The organism is Pantoea sp. CFCC18177, from assembly GCF_059412425.1.
This window is the reverse complement of sequence record NZ_JBNBPL010000003.1, coordinates 281,994-301,716: the sequence shown is the minus strand read 5'-3', so window position 1 is coordinate 301,716 and position 19,723 is coordinate 281,994. Positions and strand designations below refer to the sequence as shown.

Here is a 19,723-nt window from a genome sequence, read left to right as displayed (position 1 = left end):
TGTCACAATAGGTTGCAAGCTAAATGTTAGCAGCCTAACCGTTTAAGCAATGTTGAAGAAAAGAGGGGTGTACAACCTGAAGCGATTCAGCCATAGAAGAAATGGGGGTATAGCTTTCGTTCAATAACAATAGAAAGAGTGGGACTAAAAAGGTAACAAAATGTGAGATCGTGCAGAGGATCCGTATGAAAACGGATCCCAAGAGGAGATTTAAACCGGCGTTAACCGCGCCAGATTAAATTCGGGCAGGGGCGCTCAACCAGCTGTTTGCCCGTCAGCTTTTCAATCAGCATCAGACGCAGTGCAAACGGTGAACGGCTGAAGAGGCACAGCAATGACTTCAGTTCAAAAGCCGGTTTGCTTTGTTCAGCCTGGAAGCATTTGCCGCAGTCGAGGCAGTTTTTCATGGTGGTCATGTTTACCTCCCGAAAGAATGACATCGTAACAGTAAGCATAAGCCTGCAATAAACAGCAGGAAAAGGAGCAGCAGATAGGGTTCGTTCATCTTTGCCTCCTTAATAAGCTATTCGCTTACATTACGAACAAAGATAGCACTGGCTATACTCTTTAGCCAACACTATTTAGGAAAAATTTGTGCTTATTTGTGCCTGGTTTACAATGAGCGCAGCCAGGCCCGCACCGCAGTTAAAGTGCGGCAGATAATAAAGAGGAAGCTGAATGAGTCGTCGTGCAAAGAGCGCTAACAATACGCCCCAGGGGCCGCTTAAAGATATCGAGGAGCATGTCGAAGGATTTCGCCAGGTGCGCGAAGCGCATCGACGTGAACTTATTGATGACTACGTCGAGTTAATCTCTGATTTGATTCGTGAATTTGGTGAAGCCCGTCAGGTGGATATGGCTGCACGTTTAGGCGTTTCTCAACCTACGGTAGCCAAAATGCTGAAGCGTCTGGGCACCACCGGTTTGGTTGAACAGGTGCCGTATCGCGGTGTATTCCTCACTGCGGAAGGTGAGAAGCTGGCCGAAGCGAGCCGCGTTCGCCACCATATTGTTGAAACCTTTCTGTTGGCTCTGGGTGTCAGCCCGGAAACCGCCCGCCGAGATTCTGAAGGTCTTGAGCATCACGTCAGTGATGAAACCCTGGCCGTTTTCAAGCAGTTTTACGAGAGTCGCTAACCTACAAGGCTTTTCGCCATCATGCCCACCGTGCTTCGTTCCTTAATGCGTGATCGTATTTTGCATTTGTTGTTGCTGTTGGGTGTGGTGCTGTTGCCGCTTGCCGATTTTCGCTGGCCGCAACTGCCAGCCGCTGTTGACTGGCACACCATCATGACGCTCACCGGTTTATTGATGCTAACCAAAGGGCTGGAGAACAGCGGCTACTTTGATGTGCTTGGTGCACGCCTGATTCAGCGCTTTCAGCATGAGCGCACGCTGGCGCTGTTTATGGTGTGTGCGGCCGCGTTACTCTCCACCTTTTTGACCAATGATGTCGCACTGTTTATTTTGGTGCCGCTGACATTGACGCTGCGTAAATTTTCACGCTTACCGATTTCCCGCCTGATTATTTTTGAGGCGCTCGCCGTGAATGCGGGATCGCTGCTGACGCCAGTCGGCAATCCGCAGAATATTTTGCTGTGGAGTCACGGTACTTTAAGTGTGTCGGGGTTCATGCTGCAAATGGCTCCGCTGGCTGCGTTTTTAATGATCACCTTAATGGCGCTCACCTGGTGGAGTTTCCCCGCCCGGCTTATTGAAAAGCATGCACAAAGCGCTGCGCATCAGTGGCAGAAGCCGCTGTTTTTCGTCAGCGTGATGCTCTATGTGGTGTTTATCGTGGCCCTGGAATTGAAAATGACGGGCTGGGCGTTGCTGCTGGTCGCCGCCTGCTTTTTAGTGATGGCACGTAAGGTCTTAGCCAGTATCGATTGGAGCCTGCTACTGGTGTTTGTGGCGATGTTTATCGATGTCTTTTTATTGATGCATCTGCCGTTACTGCAACCGCATTTCGCTGCTATCAGTCAGTTGGGAGAGGGTGGGTTATATCTGCTGGCGATTGGCCTGTCGCAGGTGATCAGTAACGTTCCGGCGACCATTTTGCTGTTACAGAAAGTGCCGCCATCCGATGTGTTCGCCTGGGCGGTAAACATTGGTGGTTTCGGTCTGTTGCCGGGTTCGTTGGCCAATCTCATCGCGCTGCGGATGGCACAGGATGCACGCGTCTGGTGGCGTTTCCATCTGTTTTCTTTACCGATGCTGGCGTGGTCGATGCTGTGGGGCTGGCTGCTGCTTCAATGGCTAAGTTAAACCGGCATTATTGTGCTGATAACCGGGCTGACGCGTTGATTTTTCAGCGCGTTATCGCAGTGAGTAGCAATAAATGCGTGTTTTGTTGGCTTCTGTAAAGTTGTACTGGAATTTGTCAATTTTCGATCTAAGGTTAAGTTGACCGTTTTTGCCCGTGGATCGGGATCACAGCCAGCGATGATAACCTATGAGTGATAATCAAAATCAGCCGCCCGCTCGCGAGCAGCAGGATGCGCAGCACGCTTTAGACAGTAATCAAGACAACAACGAACCGCAACGTAAACGCCCCGGCAAAAAGCCACTGATTATTCTCGCCATTGTGGTGGTCATCATGCTGCTGGTGGGATTGTGGTTCTGGTTCTCCACCCGCAACATTGAAACCACAGATGATGCTTTCACCGAAGGTGATGCGGTTACCATCGCGCCTAAAGCTGCCGGTTTTGTGGTCAAACTGCTGGTGAACGATAATCAGCGGGTGAAGAAGGGCGATTTGCTGGTAGAGATTGATCCTCGCGATAATGCTGCCCAGCGCGATCAGGCGCAAGCTCAGCTGGGGCTGGCCAAGGCGCAACTCCATCAAGCCCAGGCGCAGCTGGCGCTTTCTCGGGTGCAATACCCGGCTCAGCGCGATCAGGCGTTAGCCGATCAAGCCAAAGCGCAGGCTAATCTACTGAATGCTCAGGCGGATTATCGACGCCAGCGCGGCGTGGATCCACGCGCCACCTCACAGCGCAATATTGATACCGCTGCCGCTCAACTGCGTTCTGCTGAAGCACAATTACAGAGTGCTAAAGCACAAGTGGAGGTCGCTTCTCAGGTCCAGCTGCAAATTCGCCAGCAGGAAACCAACGTGGAGGCCCGTCAGCAACAGGTTGAGCAGGCACAGGCGCAGCTCAATACCGCTGTATTGAACCTCTCTTATACCGAAGTGCGCGCGCCATACGATGGTTTCGTCACCAAACGCAATGTGCAGGTTGGCACCCTGGTGCAGGCAGGCACCGCGCTGTTCTCTCTGGTGTCTCCGGATATCTGGATCAATGCCAACTTTAAAGAGTCCCAGCTGGCGCGCATGAACCCAGGTGACAAAGTGGATATCAGCATTGATGCCTGGCCAGATATGAAACTGGAAGGGCACGTGGACAGTATTCAGATGGGCTCGGGATCGCGATTCTCGACCTTCCCCGCGGAAAATGCCACTGGTAACTATGTGAAAATTGTGCAGCGCGTGCCGGTGAAAATCGTGATTGATAAAGGGTTGGACCCTAATCATCCGTTGCCGCTTGGCCTGTCGGTTGAGCCCAAGGTCACGGTAGAATGAGTGCGAGCGAAAGCTGGCGTCCGGCCAGCAATCCGTGGCTGGTCGCGATTACGGTGACGCTGGCGGTGTTTATGGAGATCCTTGACACCACTATCGTTAACGTTGCGCTGCCACATATTGCTGGCTCGCTCTCTTCCAGCTATGACGAATCCACGTGGGTGCTCACTTCCTATTTGGTCGCCAACGGCATCGTGCTGCCCATCTCTGCCTTCTTTACCCGCCTGTTTGGTCGCAAAACGTTTTTCCTGATTTGTATTGTGATGTTCACCATTTGCTCGTTCCTGTGCGGCATCGCCACCGAACTCTGGCAGATCATTCTGTTCCGAGTGTTACAGGGCTTTTTCGGCGGCGGTTTACAGCCCGTTCAACAGTCAGTGTTGCTGGACTACTTTAAGGCGGAAGATCGCGGGAAAGCGTTTGGCCTCTCTTCCATTGCTATCATCGTCGCGCCAGTGATCGGCCCTACGCTGGGCGGCTGGATCACCGATAACTACAGCTGGCGTTGGGTGTTCTTCATTAACATCCCGGTGGGGATTTTGACGGTGCTGGCGATTTATCAGCTGCTGGAAGATCCGCCATGGGAGCGTAAATGGGAAAAAGGTCGCCTGAAAATCGACTACATCGGCATTAGTTTAATCACGCTGGGCCTCGGCTGTTTGCAGGTGTTCCTCGATCGCGGGGAGGATGCCGATTGGTTCGCCTCGCACTTTATTCGTCTGTTCGCCATGCTCGCAGTCATTGGTATTGTGGGTGCGGTTTACTGGCTGCTGTATGCACGCAAACCGGTGGTGGATATTACGGTGATGAAGGACCGCAACTTCTGGGTCGCGGGTTTGCTGATGGCCGGAATGGCGATGATCCTCTACGGCAGTTCAGTGGTATTGCCTCAGCTGGCGCAGCAGGATCTGGGCTATACCGCCACCTGGTCCGGTCTGGTGCTCTCTCCAGGTGCGGTGTTGATCGTGCTCACCATTCCGCTGGTGCTAAAGCTGATGCCGATTGTGCAAACGCGCTACATCATCGCATTTGGTTTCACTTGCCTCGCCTGCGCCTTCTTCTATTCCACCACGCTGACGCCAAATGTGGACTTCACCACGCTGGTGATGATGCGCAGTGCACAGTCCATCGGGCTCGGTTTCCTGTTTGTGCCGTTAACCACCATCGCCTTTATCACCGTGCCGCAGCGGTTAAATGCGGATGCGGCGGCGCTGTTTACCATGTTCCGTAACGTGGCGGGATCGATTGGCATTTCACTGGCCACGGCGGGGATTACCGAGCGAATGCAGGCGCGCTCGGCCAGCATGATCCATAACATGACCCCGCTCAATGAGCCGTTCAATCTCACCTTGCAGCATTGGGCGCAGGCGATCCGAGATTTCACTACGGCGGTGGGCGATCCGTTAACGCTGGCCACGGGGCAGCTGTATAAAGAGATGATTGCCCAGGCGCGTATTTTGGCTTACATCGATGTCTTTATGGGCCTGAGTATCGTGGCCCTGCTGTTGATTCCTTTTTGTTGGTTGCTTTCGCCGATCAAGAGCGAAGGCAGTGCAGGAGCACACTAGAATGATCATCTCTCCGCGCTTGAGCCTTATGGCGCTGACATTAATGCTGGCGGGCTGTGCCGTGGGGCCTGATTATCAGCCTCCCCATGCGCAGACGCCGGGCAGCTATCGTGACTTGCCTTCACAGGAAGCGTCCAGGCCGCAGTCGGCAGCGACTCAACCACTGTGGTGGAAAAACTTTAACGATCCACAGTTGGATAGCCTGATTGAACGTGCTATTGCCGGCAATTTGACCTTGCAGCAATCGGTGCTGCGCATTGCCGGAGCACGCGAACAGCTGGCGCAGGCTCGCGGAGGGCTCTTCCCTTCAGTGAATGGCTCGGCGAAAGTGACACGTCAGCAACTGGGGTTGAAAGGCCTGTTGAAGTCCAACGGGGTGTACGATCAGGTTGATAGTGATGTGGCTAATCAGCTGAACGGTTTGGATCACTCCATTACGCTTTATCAGGGCAGCTTCGATGCCAGTTGGGAACTGGATTTGTGGGGTAAAGTCCGCCGTCAGATGGAAGCGGCAGATGCCCAGCAGCAGGTGGCGATTGAACAGCGGAATGATGCTTTGGTGTCACTGGAAGCAGAAGTGGCGCGCGCGTATCTGCAATTGCGCGGCGCACAGGCCGTGCTAGACACCTTGCAGCAGCAGATTGAGGTCGCGCAGCAAACCTGGGAGCTGACGCAGAGCCAGCAACGCAATGGTTTAGCGCCGCTGACCGACGTGGAAAATGCGCGCGCGCAGTTAGCTTCACTGAATGCGCAACTGCCGCAGTATCAGTCGCAAGAACGGCAGGCAATGAACGGCTTAGCTGTGCTGTTGGGTAAAATGCCCGGCACGCTGGATAACGAGTTAATGAACCGCAAAGCGCTGCCTGCATTGCCGAAGATGGTGGCGGTGGGTATACCATCAACGCTGGCACGGCGCAGACCGGATATTCGCCAGGCGGAAGCCAATCTGCATGCGCAGACGGCTAATATTGGCGTATCGGTGGCCGATCTGTTCCCCAGCCTGTCACTCACCGGTCAACTTGGCGTGCGTAACACCGACGCCAGCTATCTTGATGACTGGAGCAGCCATTTCTACAGCATTGGTCCTTCACTCTCGATCCCTATTTTCCAGGGCGGCCGTTTAGTTTCCAGTGTCAAACTGGCACGTGCACAGCAGGCGAGTGCGGCACTGGATTATCGCCAGACGGTGCTCACTGCATTGCAGGATGTGGAGAACGCGCTGGTGAGCTATCGTGCCGATCAGCAACAGGTCACGGCGCTGGATGAAACCACCGGGGCGCTGCAGCATGCCTTTGACCTCGCCAGTGATAGTTACAAGCAGGGTATTTCGACCTTCCTGGATGTGCTGGATGCCCAGCGCCAGTTGGCGCAGGCGCAGGCGCAGTCAACCCAAGCCCGGATGCAGAGTGCGCTTGATTTAGTTGCACTGTATAAAGCGTTGGGCGGCGGCTGGGAACCTTATCAGAAGGTCAATCTGCCGGAATATTCGGTGTTCGGTCCTGCCACCACCGTTCCGTAACGACATGGGCGGCGAGTTGCCGCCCGGTTCAATTCGGAACAAAAATTTTCCTTTCATCGATTGTGTAAAATTCAACCCGATCATATCTCCGCTAATTTCCACTCCTGATGGCTATTTTTGTGATACTAATCGCAAGTTGATCGCGTGTTTATGACCTGTCGCGCAAAATTTAAATTTCATAATTATTCCTATTGGATGAAATAATCTATTTTTAAACCTTCTCTCACAGGTTAAGGAGTTGGTTATGTCCCGGGAAACCTATCTCACCCCCAATAAGGCATCAGGGCCGAATAGCAGTACGCGCACTGAACCCTTTGTGAAGGTGATAGCAATGATTGCCACCCTCGGTGGCTTGCTGTTCGGCTATGACACGGGAGTGATTTCCGGCGCACTGCTGTTTATGGGTGACGATCTTCATCTGACACCCTTTACCACCGGACTGGTGACGAGCAGCCTGCTGTTTGGTGCCGCCTTTGGTGCGCTGGCTTCGGGTCACTTTGCTGCCGCTGCCGGGCGGAGAAAAATTATTCTGGTACTGGCGATCATCTTTGCGATGGGCGCAATCGGTACCGCGTTAGCACCTAACGTTGAATGGATGATTTTCTTCCGCCTGGTATTAGGTGTGGCAGTGGGTGGCGCGTCGGCCACGGTGCCGGTGTATATCGCAGAGATGGCGCCCGCGAATAAGCGTGGGCAGTTGGTCACCATGCAGGAGCTAATGATCGTTTCCGGGCAGATGTTAGCTTACATCTCCAATGCCGGATTCAATGCAGTTTGGGGCGGGGACACCACATGGCGCTGGATGCTGGCGGTGGCAACGGTGCCAGCGGTGCTGTTGTGGTTTGGTATGCTGTTTATGCCTGACTCGCCGCGCTGGTATGCGATGAAGGGGCGCCTGGCCGAGGCGCGACAAGTATTGGAGCGTACCCGTGCAAAACAAGATGTGGAGTGGGAGCTGACAGAAATCGAAGAGACGTTAGCCGAAGAACAGCAGGATGCCCGCCCGCGCTTGCGCGAATTACGTAAACCCTGGTTAATGAAATTGTTTTTGATTGGTGTGGGTATTGCCGTGATTCAACAATTAACTGGTGTGAATACCATCATGTATTACGCGCCCACGATGTTAAAAGCGGTGGGCATGAGCGATAACGCGGCATTAATTGCTACCATTGCCAACGGTGTCATTTCGGTATTAATGACATTCGTTGGCATCTGGTTGCTGGGGCGTATTGGTCGCCGCACCATGACCATGTTGGGTCAGTTTGGTTGCACCGCTTGTCTGGTGTTTATTGGCGCCGTCAGTTATTTGATGCCGGAAACGGTACAGGGGCAACCGGACGTGCTGCGCAGTTATATGGTTTTGCTTGGCATGTTGATGTTTTTAAGTTTTCAACAAGGGGCGCTGTCGCCCGTTACCTGGCTGCTGCTGTCTGAAATTTTTCCGACTCGCTTGCGCGGTATATTTATGGGCGGTGCGGTGTTTGCGATGTGGATAGCGAATTTCTTTATCTCGCTGATGTTCCCCATACTGCTGGCTTCGGTCGGTTTATCAGGGGCATTCTTTATTTTTGCGCTGATAGGGATAGGGGGAGCCATTTTTGTCATTCGCTGTGTACCCGAAACGCGCAATCGTTCGCTGGAACAGATCGAACATTATTTGCACGACTGGCTATCAAAGGAAGAATCTCAACCGCATTTGACGCCTGCCGTGAAGAAAACCTTATAACCTGAGACTGCAGGTTTTATCCCCAGGCCGGTGCATGCACCGGCTTTTTATCGTCATGCGATCGGAAAAATGAGATTCTCCTCTCACTGCCACTAATATAATAATCACCTGTGAAAATAGATTTTCGCTTACACCATTAATCTTTTTTTACCTTTATGCTCACTTTCGCTGCTGCCTGCAATAGTGGCTAAATGCTTGTTTATCAGCCGGGAATAAGGACTGGAATCGGTACCTGTTCCAGTGGGTGGCACAAAATGCACGTTGTTAATTCACCGTTAATTAAAGCCGCATGTTGGGTTTAAGACTGGGTTGAGTGAATATGTTAATCTGTTCGGAATTATCCGTTCGCATAAATTAATTTATTTTTTTATTTGAATTGGGTAATCTTGCCACTACAGTTTATTTACCCCCCTAAGCAAGGACATTGTGATGAGTGACGCATTTAAAGTTCTGAACAACATTCGCACATTACGTGCACAAGCACGTGAACTGCCATTGACCGATCTGGAAGAGATTCTGGAAAAATTAACTGTCGTTGTGACCGAGCGTCGTGACGAAGTTCATGCTGAAGAAGCACAGAACCGCGAAAAAGAAGAGAAGCTGTCTAAATACCGCGAAATGCTGCTGGCTGACGGTATTGATCCAAACGAATTACTGGGCGCTCTGGAAACCGGTAAAAAACGCGCTAAGCGTGCACCACGTCCAGCCAAATATTCTTACACCGACGAAAACGGTGAAGAGAAATCATGGACTGGCCAAGGCCGTACTCCAGCTGCGATTAAAAAAGCACTGGACTCAGGTAAAAGCCTGGATAGCTTCCTGATCAAATAATCTGCACATTCCTTGTCAGTGGGAGCCGGAGGCGACATCGCCTCCGGCTTTTTTATTTCTCCATTGGCAACAAGGTGTTCAGTTTCCGGGTACACCGCCAGCAGGCGCAAAGGTGGCGTCCCTGTGTCCGTTTCTGGCATAATGCCCGCTGTTTTTTCCTCCACTGCGTAACAAAGGTCAATGCCGTGTTAGTTTCCAGCAATATCACTATGCAGTTCGGCAGTAAGCCGCTGTTTGAGAATATCTCCGTTAAATTTGGCGGCGGTAATCGTTACGGTTTAATCGGTGCGAACGGCAGCGGTAAATCGACCTTTATGAAAATACTGGGCGGAGACCTGGTTCCAACCAACGGAAATGTTTCCCTTGATCCCAATGAACGCATCGGTAAGTTGCGTCAGGACCAGTTTGCATTTGAGCAATATAGTGTGCTGGATACTGTGATTATGGGGCACACGGAATTATGGGCGGTGAAGCAAGAGCGTGACCGTATATATGCTTTGCCGGAAATGAGCGAAGAGGAAGGCTATAAAGTGGCCGACCTTGAAGTCGAATACGGTGAAATGGACGGTTACAGTGCCGAGTCACGCGCGGGGGAATTATTACTGGGCGTTGGCATTCCAGTGGAACAGCATTACGGCCCGATGAGCGAAATCGCACCAGGCTGGAAATTGCGTGTGCTGTTGGCGCAGGCATTATTCTCTAATCCGGATATTTTGTTGCTCGATGAACCGACAAACAACCTGGATATTGATACCATTCGCTGGCTGGAGCAGGTACTGAACGAACGTAACAGTACCATGATCATCATTTCGCATGATCGTCACTTCCTTAATATGGTGTGTACGCATATGGCGGATCTGGATTACGGCGAACTGCGCGTGTATCCGGGCAATTATGACGAATATATGACTGCCGCCACTCAGGCGCGCGAGCGTTTATTAGCAGACAATGCGAAGAAAAAAGCGCAAATTGCCGATCTGCAATCGTTCGTCAGTCGTTTTAGTGCCAACGCCTCTAAATCACGCCAGGCGACCTCACGCGCCAAGCAGATTGATAAAATCAAGCTGGATGAAGTAAAAGCCTCAAGCCGTCAGAACCCGTATATCCGTTTTGACCAGGATAAGAAGTTGTTCCGAAATGCGCTGGAAGTGGAAGCACTGACCAAAGGTTTTGATAACGGTCCGCTGTTTAATAAACTTAACCTGATGATCGAAGTGGGTGAAAAAGTCGCCATCCTCGGTGCTAACGGTATCGGTAAAACCACACTGCTGAAAACGTTAGTCGGTGAATTGACCCCGGAGAATGGTACGGTTAAATGGTCTGAAAATGCGCGTATTGGTTATTATGCACAGGATCATGCCGAAGATTTCGCCGATGACCTGAGCGTATTTGACTGGATGAGTCAGTGGAAACAGGAAGGTGATGACGAACAAGCGGTACGCAGTATTTTAGGGCGTCTGCTGTTTGGTCACGACGAAATCAAGAAGCCCGCCAAGGTGCTGTCCGGTGGTGAGAAGGGCCGCATGCTGTTTGGTAAGCTGATGATGCAGAAGCCAAACATCCTGATCATGGATGAACCGACCAACCACCTGGATATGGAATCGATTGAATCCCTGAACATGGCGCTGGAGATGTACGAAGGCACGCTGATTTTCGTTTCGCATGACCGTGAGTTTGTCAGCTCGCTGGCCACCCGCGTGATGGAGATGAAAGGCGATCGTGTGGTCGACTTTACCGGCAACTACGAAGATTATCTGCGTAGCCAGGGTATTGTTTAAAAGATTTACAATAGATAGCGGCGTGATCTAGTGCGCGTTTAATGTGGCAAAGCTGCTGACAACGTGCAATAAATTGCGCCGCGATACTATACTTAAACTGTTACTTTCGACCACATACCTCGCACTGCACATCCCGTGCCACCTTCAGGCTGCGAAACTCGGCACTCATCGCATCGTACATCAGCAATCTTGCCTTGGCCGGTTGGCCTAACGCCGTTAACACTTTAATGGCTTCCAGCGCTTGCATTGCACCCACCACGCCGACCAGCGGTGCCAGCACGCCCGCTTCCACACAGCTTAGTGTCTGATCGCCAAACAAACGACTGATACAGCGATAGCAAGGTTCATCCGGCTGCCAGGTGAAAACACTAAGCTGCCCTTCCATGCGAATGGCCGCACCGGAGATCAGTGGAACTTTGTGCTGGAAGCACCCGCGGTTGATCTGCTCACGCGTCGTGACGTTATCGGTGCAATCCAGCACCGCATCATGGCAGGCTATCAACGCACTAAGCGAGTCATCATCCAGTTGTGCATTGATCGCTTCCAGCTGGCAATGTGGATTAATGGCTGCCAGTTGTTGACGAGCAGATGCCACTTTCGGCTGACCCACGGTGGTATCGCTGTGCAGAATCTGGCGCTGTAGGTTGCTCAGGCTGACGGTATCGAAATCGAGCAAAGTGAGATGTCCAACACCCGCCGAAGCAAGATAGGGCGCGGCTGCACAGCCCAGTCCGCCTAATCCGACCACCAGCACACGTGAAGCCTTCAGCTTCTCCTGGCCCTCGAAATCAAAGCCGCGCAGTACAATTTGACGGTTGTAGCGCAGCATCTCTTCATCGCTCAGCGCAATGCTCATTAGCCCTCCAGCAGGGAGTTAAAGGCTTCAACCTCCACCCATTCACCGGCCTCCACATCACCACTGTCGCGTTCCAGCACGATGAAACAGTTTGCCAGGGCGAAGGAGCTGAAGACGTGTGACCCCTGCGCGCCGGTGCTGCGCACTTCCAGCACGCCATCTTCGCCACGGCTGAGAATACCGCGCTGAAAATCGAGACGGCCTGGCGATTTCTTCAGCCGCTGCGTGGCACGTGCGCGTTGACGCAGCGGCATAATGCGCGTGGTCTGGCCGGTCAGGGTGGCCAATAAAGGTTGCACTAACTGATAGAACGTCACCGCCGCCGAGACCGGATTGCCCGGTAAGCCGCAGAACCAGCTATTAGCCAGACGACCAAAGGCAAAAGGTTTGCCCGGCTTGATGGCGAGCTTCCAGAAGGTGATGGCACCCAACTCTTCCAGCATCGTTTTGGTAAAATCAGCTTCGCCGACGGACACGCCACCGGTACTGATCACCACATCGGCCTGGCGATCGGCTTCACTGAACGCGTGACGCAACGCGGCGGGGTCATCGGCAATCACGCCGAGATCGATCACTTCGCAACCGAGTTTTTTCAGCATCAGTGATACGGTAAAGCGGTTGGTGTCATAGATTTGCCCGTCAGCCAGTGGCTGACCCACGGCCTGAAGTTCATCGCCAGTGGAGAAGATCGCCACGCGCAGCTTGCGTAGCACGCTCACTTCAGCAATGCCCAGCGAAGCCAGAAGCGGCAACTCGGCGGCACCTAAGCGCACACCCGCATCCAACACCTGTTTACCTGCCTGAATATCTTCGCCGATACGGCGGATGTTTTGACCCTGGTTAACGTCTGCGGTGATGACAATGCCGCCATCACGCTGCTCGGTTTGTTCCTGCATCACCACGGCATCGCAGCCCGTAGGCACCGGGGCGCCTGTCATAATGCGAATCACGCTGCCAGCAGGCCACTCGCCATGGAAAGGTGCGCCAGCAAAGGCTTTACCGGCGACCGACAACACGCCGTTTGGCTGCAAGTCACTCAGGCGCACGGCATAGCCGTCCATTGCTGAGTTATCAAAAGGCGGCACATCCAGCGGCGAACTTACCGGCTTAGCGGTGATGCGTCCCGCGGCTTCAAACAGCGAGACGCTCAGGCAATCACTGATTGGGGTAAGCTGTTGCAGCATCTTTTGCTGCGCGTCTTCGAGGGAGATTAATCCTGCGGTGAAAGGTTCCATATCCATCTCTGCAGTGTCATTTCAGATGCTGCCTATTATGGTGGCATTTGCCCGCAGAGTCACATGCGACAAAAAAGCATAATCCACATTAAAAGGTTATGACCGCTGATACACTTTCTGCTTTACAAGCTGGAAGTGCCTTTCTATAGTCGAAAATTGCCAAAAAAAGATGAAAACCATTCTAAATCAGTATTTTTGCTTCTGATTTCTTGACAGGGTACCGGTTATGGCTAAAGCAGTTATCGCAATTCACGGCGGGGCAGGTGCGATTACACGTGCCGCAATGAGCGCCGAAAAAGAGCAGCAGTATCGTCAGCAGTTAAACGCAATCGTTACCGCGGGTCAGCATATTCTCGCTGCGGGTGGCAGCGCGCTGGATGCCGTCACCGAAGCGGTGCGTTTGCTGGAAGAGTGCCCGCTGTTCAACGCAGGCAAAGGTGCGGTATTTACCCATCAGGGCACGCATGAACTCGATGCCAGCATTATGGATGGCCGTACCCTCGACGTCGGTGCCGTGGCGGGCGTGAACCACATTCGAAACCCGATACTGGCGGCACGTAAGGTGCTGGAAAACAGCCCGCACGTGCTGTTTATTGGCGCGGGTGCAGAAGCCTTCGCCGTTGAACAAGGCCTGGAACAGGTTGAGCCTGATTTCTTCTCTACCCCCGAGCGCTGGGAACAGTTACAGCGTGCGCTGAGCAGCCAGCAGACGGTGCTCGATCACGATGGTGAGGCGCAAAGCCACAGCGATGATCCTCTCGATCCCGATCGCAAATTCGGTACGGTGGGCGCAGTGGCCCTCGATCTTCAGGGTAATCTGGCGGCTGCCACCTCGACTGGGGGCATGACCAATAAGCAGGCGGGGCGCGTGGGTGACTCACCGCTGGTGGGCGCAGGCTGCTACGCTAATAATGAAACCGTTGCGGTCTCCTGCACCGGCACGGGCGAAGTGTTTATCCGCACCCTGGCAGCGTATGACGTCTCCGCGCAGATGGAATATGCGGGACGTTCATTGCAGCAAGCCACCGCCAACGTGATTCACGACAAAATTCAGGAACTGGATGGCAGCGGCGGACTGATCGCCGTTGACAGCCACGGTAATGTGGCGTTGCCGTTTAACAGCGAAGGAATGTATCGCGGATTCGCTTATGTCGGCGGCGAAGTTGAGGTAGCGATTTACCGCGACAGCTAAGGAGCAGGCATGACAGAACATCAGCAGCAGATGGCACCTGAGCAAGTTCTGGCGGTGCGTGACCTCAACGTCCGTTTTCAGCATGAAGGCCGCATCACCGAAGCGGTGCGTAATCTGTCGCTTGATCTGCACCGTGGTGAAACCCTGGCGCTGGTCGGTGAATCCGGTTCTGGTAAATCGGTCACCTCGCTGGCACTGATGCGCCTGATTCAGCAGGCGGGCGGCGACGTCAGCGGTGAAATCCATCTGCGCCGTCGCAACGGTGAGGTGCTGGACGTGATGCGCGCTAGCAGCGGCCAAATGCGCAAAGTGCGCGGTGCCGACATGGCGATGATTTTCCAGGAGCCGATGACCTCACTCAACCCGGTTTTCACCGTGGGTGAGCAGATTGCGGAGTCGATTCGTCTGCATCAGGGTAAAAGTCATCAGCAGGCGCAGGCTGAAGCGCACCGCATGCTGGATCTGGTGCGCATTCCCGAAGCCCACAACGTGTTGTCGCGTTATCCGCATCAGCTTTCGGGCGGTATGCGGCAACGCGTGATGATCGCGATGGCGCTGTCGTGCAAACCTGCACTGCTCATCGCCGATGAACCCACCACCGCGCTGGATGTCACCATTCAGGCGCAAATTCTGCAATTGATCCGCGTGCTGCAAAAAGAGATGCAGATGGGGGTGATTTTTATCACTCACGATATGGGCGTGGTGGCAGAAATGGCCGACCGCGTGCAGGTGATGTATCGCGGTGACGTGGTTGAACGTGCGCCAGTACAGCAGTTGTTCGATGCGCCTCAGCAGCCCTACACGCGAGCGCTGTTGGCGGCAGTACCAAAACTCGGCGCCATGAGCGGTCAGCCGCTGCCCGCCAAATTCCCGCTGTTGCACACCAACGGTCGTGAAGAGCCTGCGACACCGCAAGATACGGTGCGCGGCGATGAGCCACCGATTTTGCAGGTGCGCGATTTAGTCACGCGCTTTGATATTCGTAGCGGTTTGTTTAACCGCGTGAAACGCCGCGTGCATGCCGTCGAGAAGGTGAGTTTTGATCTGTATGCCGGAGAGACACTGGCGCTGGTGGGCGAGTCCGGCTGCGGAAAGTCCACTACGGGCCGCTCGCTGCTGCGTCTGGTCGCCAGTCAGGGCGGCACGATCACCTTCAACGGTCAGCGTATCGATGCCTTACAGGGCCACGCACTGGCCTCGCTGCGTCGTGATATTCAATTTATTTTCCAAGATCCTTACGCTTCGCTCGATCCGCGTCTCACCGTCGGGTTTTCCATCATGGAACCGCTGCTGGTGCATAACACCATGGATCGACGTCAGGCAGAGAAACGCGTTGCCTGGCTGCTCGAACGTGTCGGGTTGTTGCCTGAACATGCCCAGCGCTATCCACACGAATTTTCCGGTGGCCAGCGCCAGCGTATCTGTATTGCCCGTGCTCTAGCGCTGAATCCGAAAGTGGTAATAGCCGATGAGTCAGTCTCGGCACTGGATGTCTCAATCCAGGCGCAAATTATCAATTTGATGCTCGATTTGCAGCGCGAATTTGGCATTGCCTTCCTGTTTATTTCACACGATATGGCGGTGGTCGAACGCATCAGCCATCGTGTGGCAGTGATGTATCTCGGACAGATTGTGGAGATGGGGCCGCGTCAGGCGGTGTTTGAGCAACCGCGCCATCCCTACACCAAGAAACTGATGGCTGCGGTGCCGGTCGCCGATCCAGCGCACCGACACCGTGAGCGGGCACTGATGGTGGATGAGATCCCCAGCCCAATTCGCCCACTGGGTGACGAGCCAGAAGTGGCGCCTTTACTGNCCGTGAGCGGGCACTGATGGTGGATGAGATCCCCAGCCCAATTCGCCCACTGGGTGACGAGCCAGAAGTGGCGCCTTTACTGGAAGTGGCACCGGGACACTTTGTGGCCCGACACGCCATTAGCGGCGCCTGAGCAGCAAGCAACCGCGTCATCGGTCGATGTCGCGCAAGACAGGGACTACAGGAGAACGATAACAATGCACCACATTATGCGAAAAGGGGTTATCACCGCCGGTTTGTTGAGTTCAGCGCTGGCGATGCCCGCGTGGGCAGCAAAGGTCGCGGTGATTGCTGTGGCGTCGACCTTTACCACGATGGACCCGTACGACGCGAACGACACGCTGTCGCAGTCTGTCGCGAAAGCCTTCTATCAAGGCTTGTTCGGCTTCGATAAAGACATGAAGCTGCAAAACGTCCTGGCGGAGAGCTATCAAGCCAGCAGCGATGGCCTGACCTACACCATCAAACTGCGTTCAGGGGTGAAATTCCAGGACGGTACGGATTTCAATGCGGAAGCGGTTAAAGCCAACATCGACCGCGCCAGCAATCCGGACAATCATCTCAAGCGTTACAACCTGTTTAAGTATGTCGCCAGCACCGAAGCGGTCGATCCGACCACGGTGAAGATCACGCTGAAGCAGCCGTTCTCGGCCTTCATTAACAACCTGGCGCACCCGGCAGCAGTGATGATTTCCCCGACCGCGCTGAAGAAATATGGCAAAGACATCGGCTTCCACCCGGTGGGTACCGGCCCCTATGAGTTTGTGACCTGGAATCAGACCGACTTCGTGAAAGTGAAGAAGTGGGATGGTTACTGGAAGAAGGGCTATCCGAAGCTGGACAGCATCACCTTCCGTCCTGTCGTGGATAACAACACCCGTGCCGCGATGTTGCAAACGGGCGAAGCGACTTTCGCTTTCCCGGTGCCCTTTGAGCAGGCCAAGTTGCTGCAAGGTAATAGCAAACTCGATGTGGTGACTACGCCGTCGATTATGCAGCGCTATATCAGCCTCAACGTGACGCAGAAGCCTTTCGATAACCCGAAAGTGCGTGAAGCGCTGGAGTATGCCATTAATCGTGAGGCGCTGGTGAAAGTGGCGTTTGCGGGCTATGCCACCCCAGCCACCGGAATTGTACCGCCAGCCATCGATTTTGCGCAGACGTACCCGGCGATCAAATACGATCCGGCAAAAGCGCGCGAGCTGCTGAAGGAAGCGGGCTTCCCGAACGGCTTTGAAACCACGCTCTGGTCTTCACATAACCACAGCACCGCGCAGAAAGTGTTGCAGTTTACGCAGCAGCAACTGGCGCAGGTTGGCGTGAAAGTGAAGGTCACGGCGATGGATGCGGGACAGCGCGCGGCGGAAGTCGAGAGCAAAGGGCAGAAAGAGAGCGGTGTGCGCATGTTCTACACCGGCTGGTCTGCATCAACCGGCGAAGCTGACTGGGCGCTGACCCCACTGTTTGCCACCACCTCCTGGCCGCCAGCCATCTTTAACACGGCGTTCTACAGCAATCCGCAGGTGGATCAAGACCTCAGCGATGCACTGAAAACCACTGATCGTGCGCAAAAGGCGAGCCTGTATAAAGACGCACAGGATCGCATCTGGAATGACCATCCGTGGATCCCGCTGGTGGTGGAGCAGCTGCTCTCTGCTAACAATAAAAACCTTACCGGTTTTTACGTTATGCCCGATACCTCATTCAATTTTGATGAGGCGGATCTGAAGTAACAGACGCGGCCAGCCTTGCGGGGCTGGCCGATGCTGCGCAGGACTTCGCATGCTCAACTATTTTCTCAAACGATTACTGGGGCTTATCCCCACGCTGCTGATTGTGGCGGTGCTGGTCTTTCTGTTTGTCCACCTGCTGCCGGGCGATCCGGCGCGCCTGATTGCGGGCCCGGAAGCGGATGCTTCGGTGGTGGCACTGGTGCGTCAGGAACTGGGGCTCGATCAGCCGCTGATCCAGCAGTTCTGGCACTTTATTCTCAATGCGGTGCAGGGGGATTTCGGCCAGTCGATGGTATCGAAACGCCCGGTCTCTTCAGAGATTGCCGCACGCTTTTTCCCTACGCTGTGGCTGACGCTCACCAGTATGGTGTGGGCGGTGATTTTTGGCATGACCATTGGCATTGTCTCGGCGGTGTGGCGCAATCGCTGGCCCGATCGCCTTGGCATGACGCTGGCCGTTTCCGGTATCTCCTTCCCGGCCTTTGCACTTGGCATGCTGCTGATGCAGGTGTTCTCAGTTGAACTCGGCTGGTTGCCGACCGTGGGCGCAGATAGCTGGAAACACTACATTCTGCCCTCTATTACCTTAGGTGCCGCGGTGGCTGCGGTGATGGCACGCTTTACGCGCGCCTCCTTTGTTGAGGTGATGCAGGAAGACTATATGCGCACCGCCCGCGCGAAAGGGGTGCGTGAATCTTTGGTGGTGGTCAAACACGGTCTGCGCAATGCGATGATCCCGGTGGTGACCATGATGGGGCTGCAGTTTGGTTTCCTGCTCGGTGGCTCGATTGTGGTGGAAGTGGTATTCAACTGGCCTGGTTTGGGCCGGTTGCTGGTCGATTCCGTAGAGATGCGCGATTACCCGGTGATTCAGGCCGAGGTACTGCTGTTCTCACTGGAATTTATTCTGATCAATCTGATTGTCGATATGTTATACGCGGCAATCAACCCGGCCATTCGTTACAGGTAAGGAGTCGCAATTGAAGAACTGGCGACGCGCAGCGGCATTGAAGACCATGCCGATGATGACGGAAACCCGGGTACGTACGCCGTGGCGCGAATTTTGGCGTCGCTTTCGTCAGCAACATGTGGCGATGATCGCGGGCTTATTTGTGCTGCTGTTAATTGTGGTGGCGTTTATTGCGCCATGGATCGCCCCTTTTGATGCAGAAAACTATTTTGATTACGATCGGCTCAATGAAGGCCCGTCGCTGATGCACTGGTTTGGCGTGGATTCGTTAGGGCGCGACATTTTTAGTCGTGTGCTGGTCGGGACACGAATTTCATTGATCGCCGGTTTCTTCTCGGTGGCGATTGGGGCATTGATAGGCACGGTGCTGGGCCTGCTGGCGGGCTACTACGAAGGCTGGTGGGACCGCATAACCATGCGCATCTGTGATGTGCTTTTCGCTTTTCCGGGCATCCTGCTGGCGATTGCGGTGGTAGCCATTATGGGCAGCGGCATGAGCAACGTGATTGTGGCGGTGGCGATATTCAGTATTCCGGCGTTTGCGCGTCTGGTGCGGGGCAATACCTTGGTGCTGAAACATCAGACCTTTATTGAATCAGCTCGCAGCATTGGCGCATCCGACTGGACCATTATTATGCGTCACATCTTGCCCGGTACGGTGTCCTCCATTGTGGTCTATTTCACCATGCGCATTGGCACGTCCATTATCACCGCGGCTAGCCTGTCGTTTCTTGGGCTCGGTGCGCAGCCACCCACCCCGGAGTGGGGGGCGATGCTCAACGAGGCGCGCGCCGATATGGTGATTGCCCCGCACGTGGCGATATTCCCGAGTCTGGCGATTTTCTTGACCGTACTGGCGTTTAATCTGCTGGGGGATGGATTGCGCGATGCGCTGGACCCGAAGCTGAAGACGTAA

At 54.1% G+C, this 19,723-nt stretch carries 16 protein-coding genes; 13 read left to right on the top strand and 3 right to left on the bottom strand.

Going from position 1 to position 19,723, the window contains the following annotated elements; all coding sequences use genetic code 11:
• Positions 1–221: 221 nt before the first annotated feature.
• Positions 222–416 carry a hypothetical protein gene (locus tag ACPUC8_RS05505; RefSeq protein ID WP_058972295.1) on the bottom strand — a complete coding sequence of 65 codons (195 nt, stop codon included), beginning with the start codon at positions 414–416 and terminating at the stop codon, positions 222–224.
• A 262-nt stretch (positions 417–678) separates the two neighbouring features.
• Between ACPUC8_RS05505 and mntR the strand changes: the two genes are divergently transcribed.
• From mntR to ACPUC8_RS05465, 8 genes are all read left to right on the top strand, one after another.
• On the top strand, positions 679–1,137 hold the full coding sequence (mntR, locus tag ACPUC8_RS05500) for a manganese-binding transcriptional regulator MntR (RefSeq protein ID WP_039336423.1): 459 nt from the start codon (positions 679–681) through the stop codon (positions 1,135–1,137).
• Positions 1,138–1,158: 21 nt separating this feature from the next.
• Positions 1,159–2,268: an SLC13 family permease gene (locus ACPUC8_RS05495; RefSeq protein ID WP_494925709.1), complete on the top strand. Its 1,110-nt coding sequence runs from the start codon at positions 1,159–1,161 to the stop codon at positions 2,266–2,268.
• A 187-nt stretch (positions 2,269–2,455) separates the two neighbouring features.
• Positions 2,456–3,586, top strand: coding sequence for an HlyD family secretion protein (locus ACPUC8_RS05490; RefSeq protein ID WP_494925708.1), 1,131 nt, complete (start codon positions 2,456–2,458; stop codon positions 3,584–3,586).
• Positions 3,583–5,151, top strand: coding sequence for a DHA2 family efflux MFS transporter permease subunit (locus tag ACPUC8_RS05485; protein ID WP_494925707.1), 1,569 nt, complete (start codon positions 3,583–3,585; stop codon positions 5,149–5,151). The genes ACPUC8_RS05490 and ACPUC8_RS05485 overlap by 4 nt, the downstream gene beginning before the upstream one ends.
• 1 nt (position 5,152) lies before the next feature.
• On the top strand, positions 5,153–6,670 hold the full coding sequence (locus ACPUC8_RS05480) for an efflux transporter outer membrane subunit (RefSeq protein ID WP_494925706.1): 1,518 nt from the start codon (positions 5,153–5,155) through the stop codon (positions 6,668–6,670).
• A gap of 244 nt (positions 6,671–6,914) precedes the next feature.
• A complete protein-coding gene (locus ACPUC8_RS05475; protein ID WP_494925705.1) occupies positions 6,915–8,396 on the top strand; it encodes a sugar porter family MFS transporter in 1,482 nt (493 codons plus the stop codon).
• Positions 8,397–8,825: 429 nt separating this feature from the next.
• Positions 8,826–9,227, top strand: a complete 402-nt coding sequence (locus ACPUC8_RS05470) for an H-NS family histone-like protein (RefSeq protein WP_034820857.1) — start codon at positions 8,826–8,828, stop codon at positions 9,225–9,227.
• Positions 9,228–9,412: 185 nt separating this feature from the next.
• The gene (locus tag ACPUC8_RS05465) at positions 9,413–11,005 is read left to right on the top strand and encodes an ABC-F family ATPase (RefSeq protein WP_494925704.1); all 1,593 of its coding nucleotides are present in this window, start codon (positions 9,413–9,415) and stop codon (positions 11,003–11,005) included.
• Between the two features lie 100 nt (positions 11,006–11,105).
• Here the strand turns inward: ACPUC8_RS05465 and moeB are convergent, their stop codons facing one another.
• Positions 11,106–11,861, bottom strand: a complete 756-nt coding sequence (moeB, locus tag ACPUC8_RS05460; RefSeq protein ID WP_494925703.1) for a molybdopterin-synthase adenylyltransferase MoeB — start codon at positions 11,859–11,861, stop codon at positions 11,106–11,108.
• The gene (gene moeA / locus ACPUC8_RS05455; RefSeq protein WP_494925715.1) at positions 11,861–13,096 is read right to left on the bottom strand and encodes a molybdopterin molybdotransferase MoeA; all 1,236 of its coding nucleotides are present in this window, start codon (positions 13,094–13,096) and stop codon (positions 11,861–11,863) included. The genes moeB and moeA overlap by 1 nt, the downstream gene beginning before the upstream one ends.
• A gap of 226 nt (positions 13,097–13,322) precedes the next feature.
• Between moeA and ACPUC8_RS05450 the strand changes: the two genes are divergently transcribed.
• The 5 genes from ACPUC8_RS05450 (at position 13,323) to gsiD (ending at position 19,723) form a co-directional block, all read left to right on the top strand.
• Positions 13,323–14,288: an isoaspartyl peptidase/L-asparaginase family protein gene (locus ACPUC8_RS05450; RefSeq protein WP_494925702.1), complete on the top strand. Its 966-nt coding sequence runs from the start codon at positions 13,323–13,325 to the stop codon at positions 14,286–14,288.
• Between the two features lie 9 nt (positions 14,289–14,297).
• Complete coding sequence (locus tag ACPUC8_RS05445; RefSeq protein ID WP_494925701.1) at positions 14,298–16,121, top strand: dipeptide ABC transporter ATP-binding protein; 1,824 nt, start codon at positions 14,298–14,300, stop codon at positions 16,119–16,121.
• A gap of 180 nt (positions 16,122–16,301) precedes the next feature.
• Positions 16,302–17,837, top strand: coding sequence for a glutathione ABC transporter substrate-binding protein GsiB (gene gsiB / locus ACPUC8_RS05440; protein ID WP_494925700.1), 1,536 nt, complete (start codon positions 16,302–16,304; stop codon positions 17,835–17,837).
• Between the two features lie 49 nt (positions 17,838–17,886).
• On the top strand, positions 17,887–18,807 hold the full coding sequence (gene gsiC / locus ACPUC8_RS05435) for a glutathione ABC transporter permease GsiC (protein ID WP_039336398.1): 921 nt from the start codon (positions 17,887–17,889) through the stop codon (positions 18,805–18,807).
• A gap of 10 nt (positions 18,808–18,817) precedes the next feature.
• Entirely contained in the window at positions 18,818–19,723 is a 906-nt protein-coding gene (gene gsiD, locus ACPUC8_RS05430) for a glutathione ABC transporter permease GsiD (RefSeq protein ID WP_283228573.1), read from the top strand.

Excerpts from the sequence above, each read along its gene's own strand:
- ACPUC8_RS05505 (WP_058972295.1), bottom strand. The coding sequence starts at position 416 with ATGACCACCATGAAAAACTGCCTCGACTGCGGCAAATGCTTCCAGGCT.
- mntR (WP_039336423.1), top strand. The coding sequence starts at position 679 with ATGAGTCGTCGTGCAAAGAGCGCTAACAATACGCCCCAGGGGCCGCTT.
- ACPUC8_RS05495 (WP_494925709.1), top strand. The coding sequence starts at position 1,159 with ATGCCCACCGTGCTTCGTTCCTTAATGCGTGATCGTATTTTGCATTTG.
- ACPUC8_RS05490 (WP_494925708.1), top strand. The coding sequence starts at position 2,456 with ATGAGTGATAATCAAAATCAGCCGCCCGCTCGCGAGCAGCAGGATGCG.
- ACPUC8_RS05485 (WP_494925707.1), top strand. The coding sequence starts at position 3,583 with ATGAGTGCGAGCGAAAGCTGGCGTCCGGCCAGCAATCCGTGGCTGGTC.
- ACPUC8_RS05480 (WP_494925706.1), top strand. The coding sequence starts at position 5,153 with ATGATCATCTCTCCGCGCTTGAGCCTTATGGCGCTGACATTAATGCTG.
- ACPUC8_RS05475 (WP_494925705.1), top strand. The coding sequence starts at position 6,915 with ATGTCCCGGGAAACCTATCTCACCCCCAATAAGGCATCAGGGCCGAAT.
- ACPUC8_RS05470 (WP_034820857.1), top strand. The coding sequence starts at position 8,826 with ATGAGTGACGCATTTAAAGTTCTGAACAACATTCGCACATTACGTGCA.
- moeB (WP_494925703.1), bottom strand. The coding sequence starts at position 11,861 with ATGAGCATTGCGCTGAGCGATGAAGAGATGCTGCGCTACAACCGTCAA.
- moeA (WP_494925715.1), bottom strand. The coding sequence starts at position 13,096 with ATGGAACCTTTCACCGCAGGATTAATCTCCCTCGAAGACGCGCAGCAA.
- ACPUC8_RS05450 (WP_494925702.1), top strand. The coding sequence starts at position 13,323 with ATGGCTAAAGCAGTTATCGCAATTCACGGCGGGGCAGGTGCGATTACA.
- gsiB (WP_494925700.1), top strand. The coding sequence starts at position 16,302 with ATGCACCACATTATGCGAAAAGGGGTTATCACCGCCGGTTTGTTGAGT.
- gsiC (WP_039336398.1), top strand. The coding sequence starts at position 17,887 with ATGCTCAACTATTTTCTCAAACGATTACTGGGGCTTATCCCCACGCTG.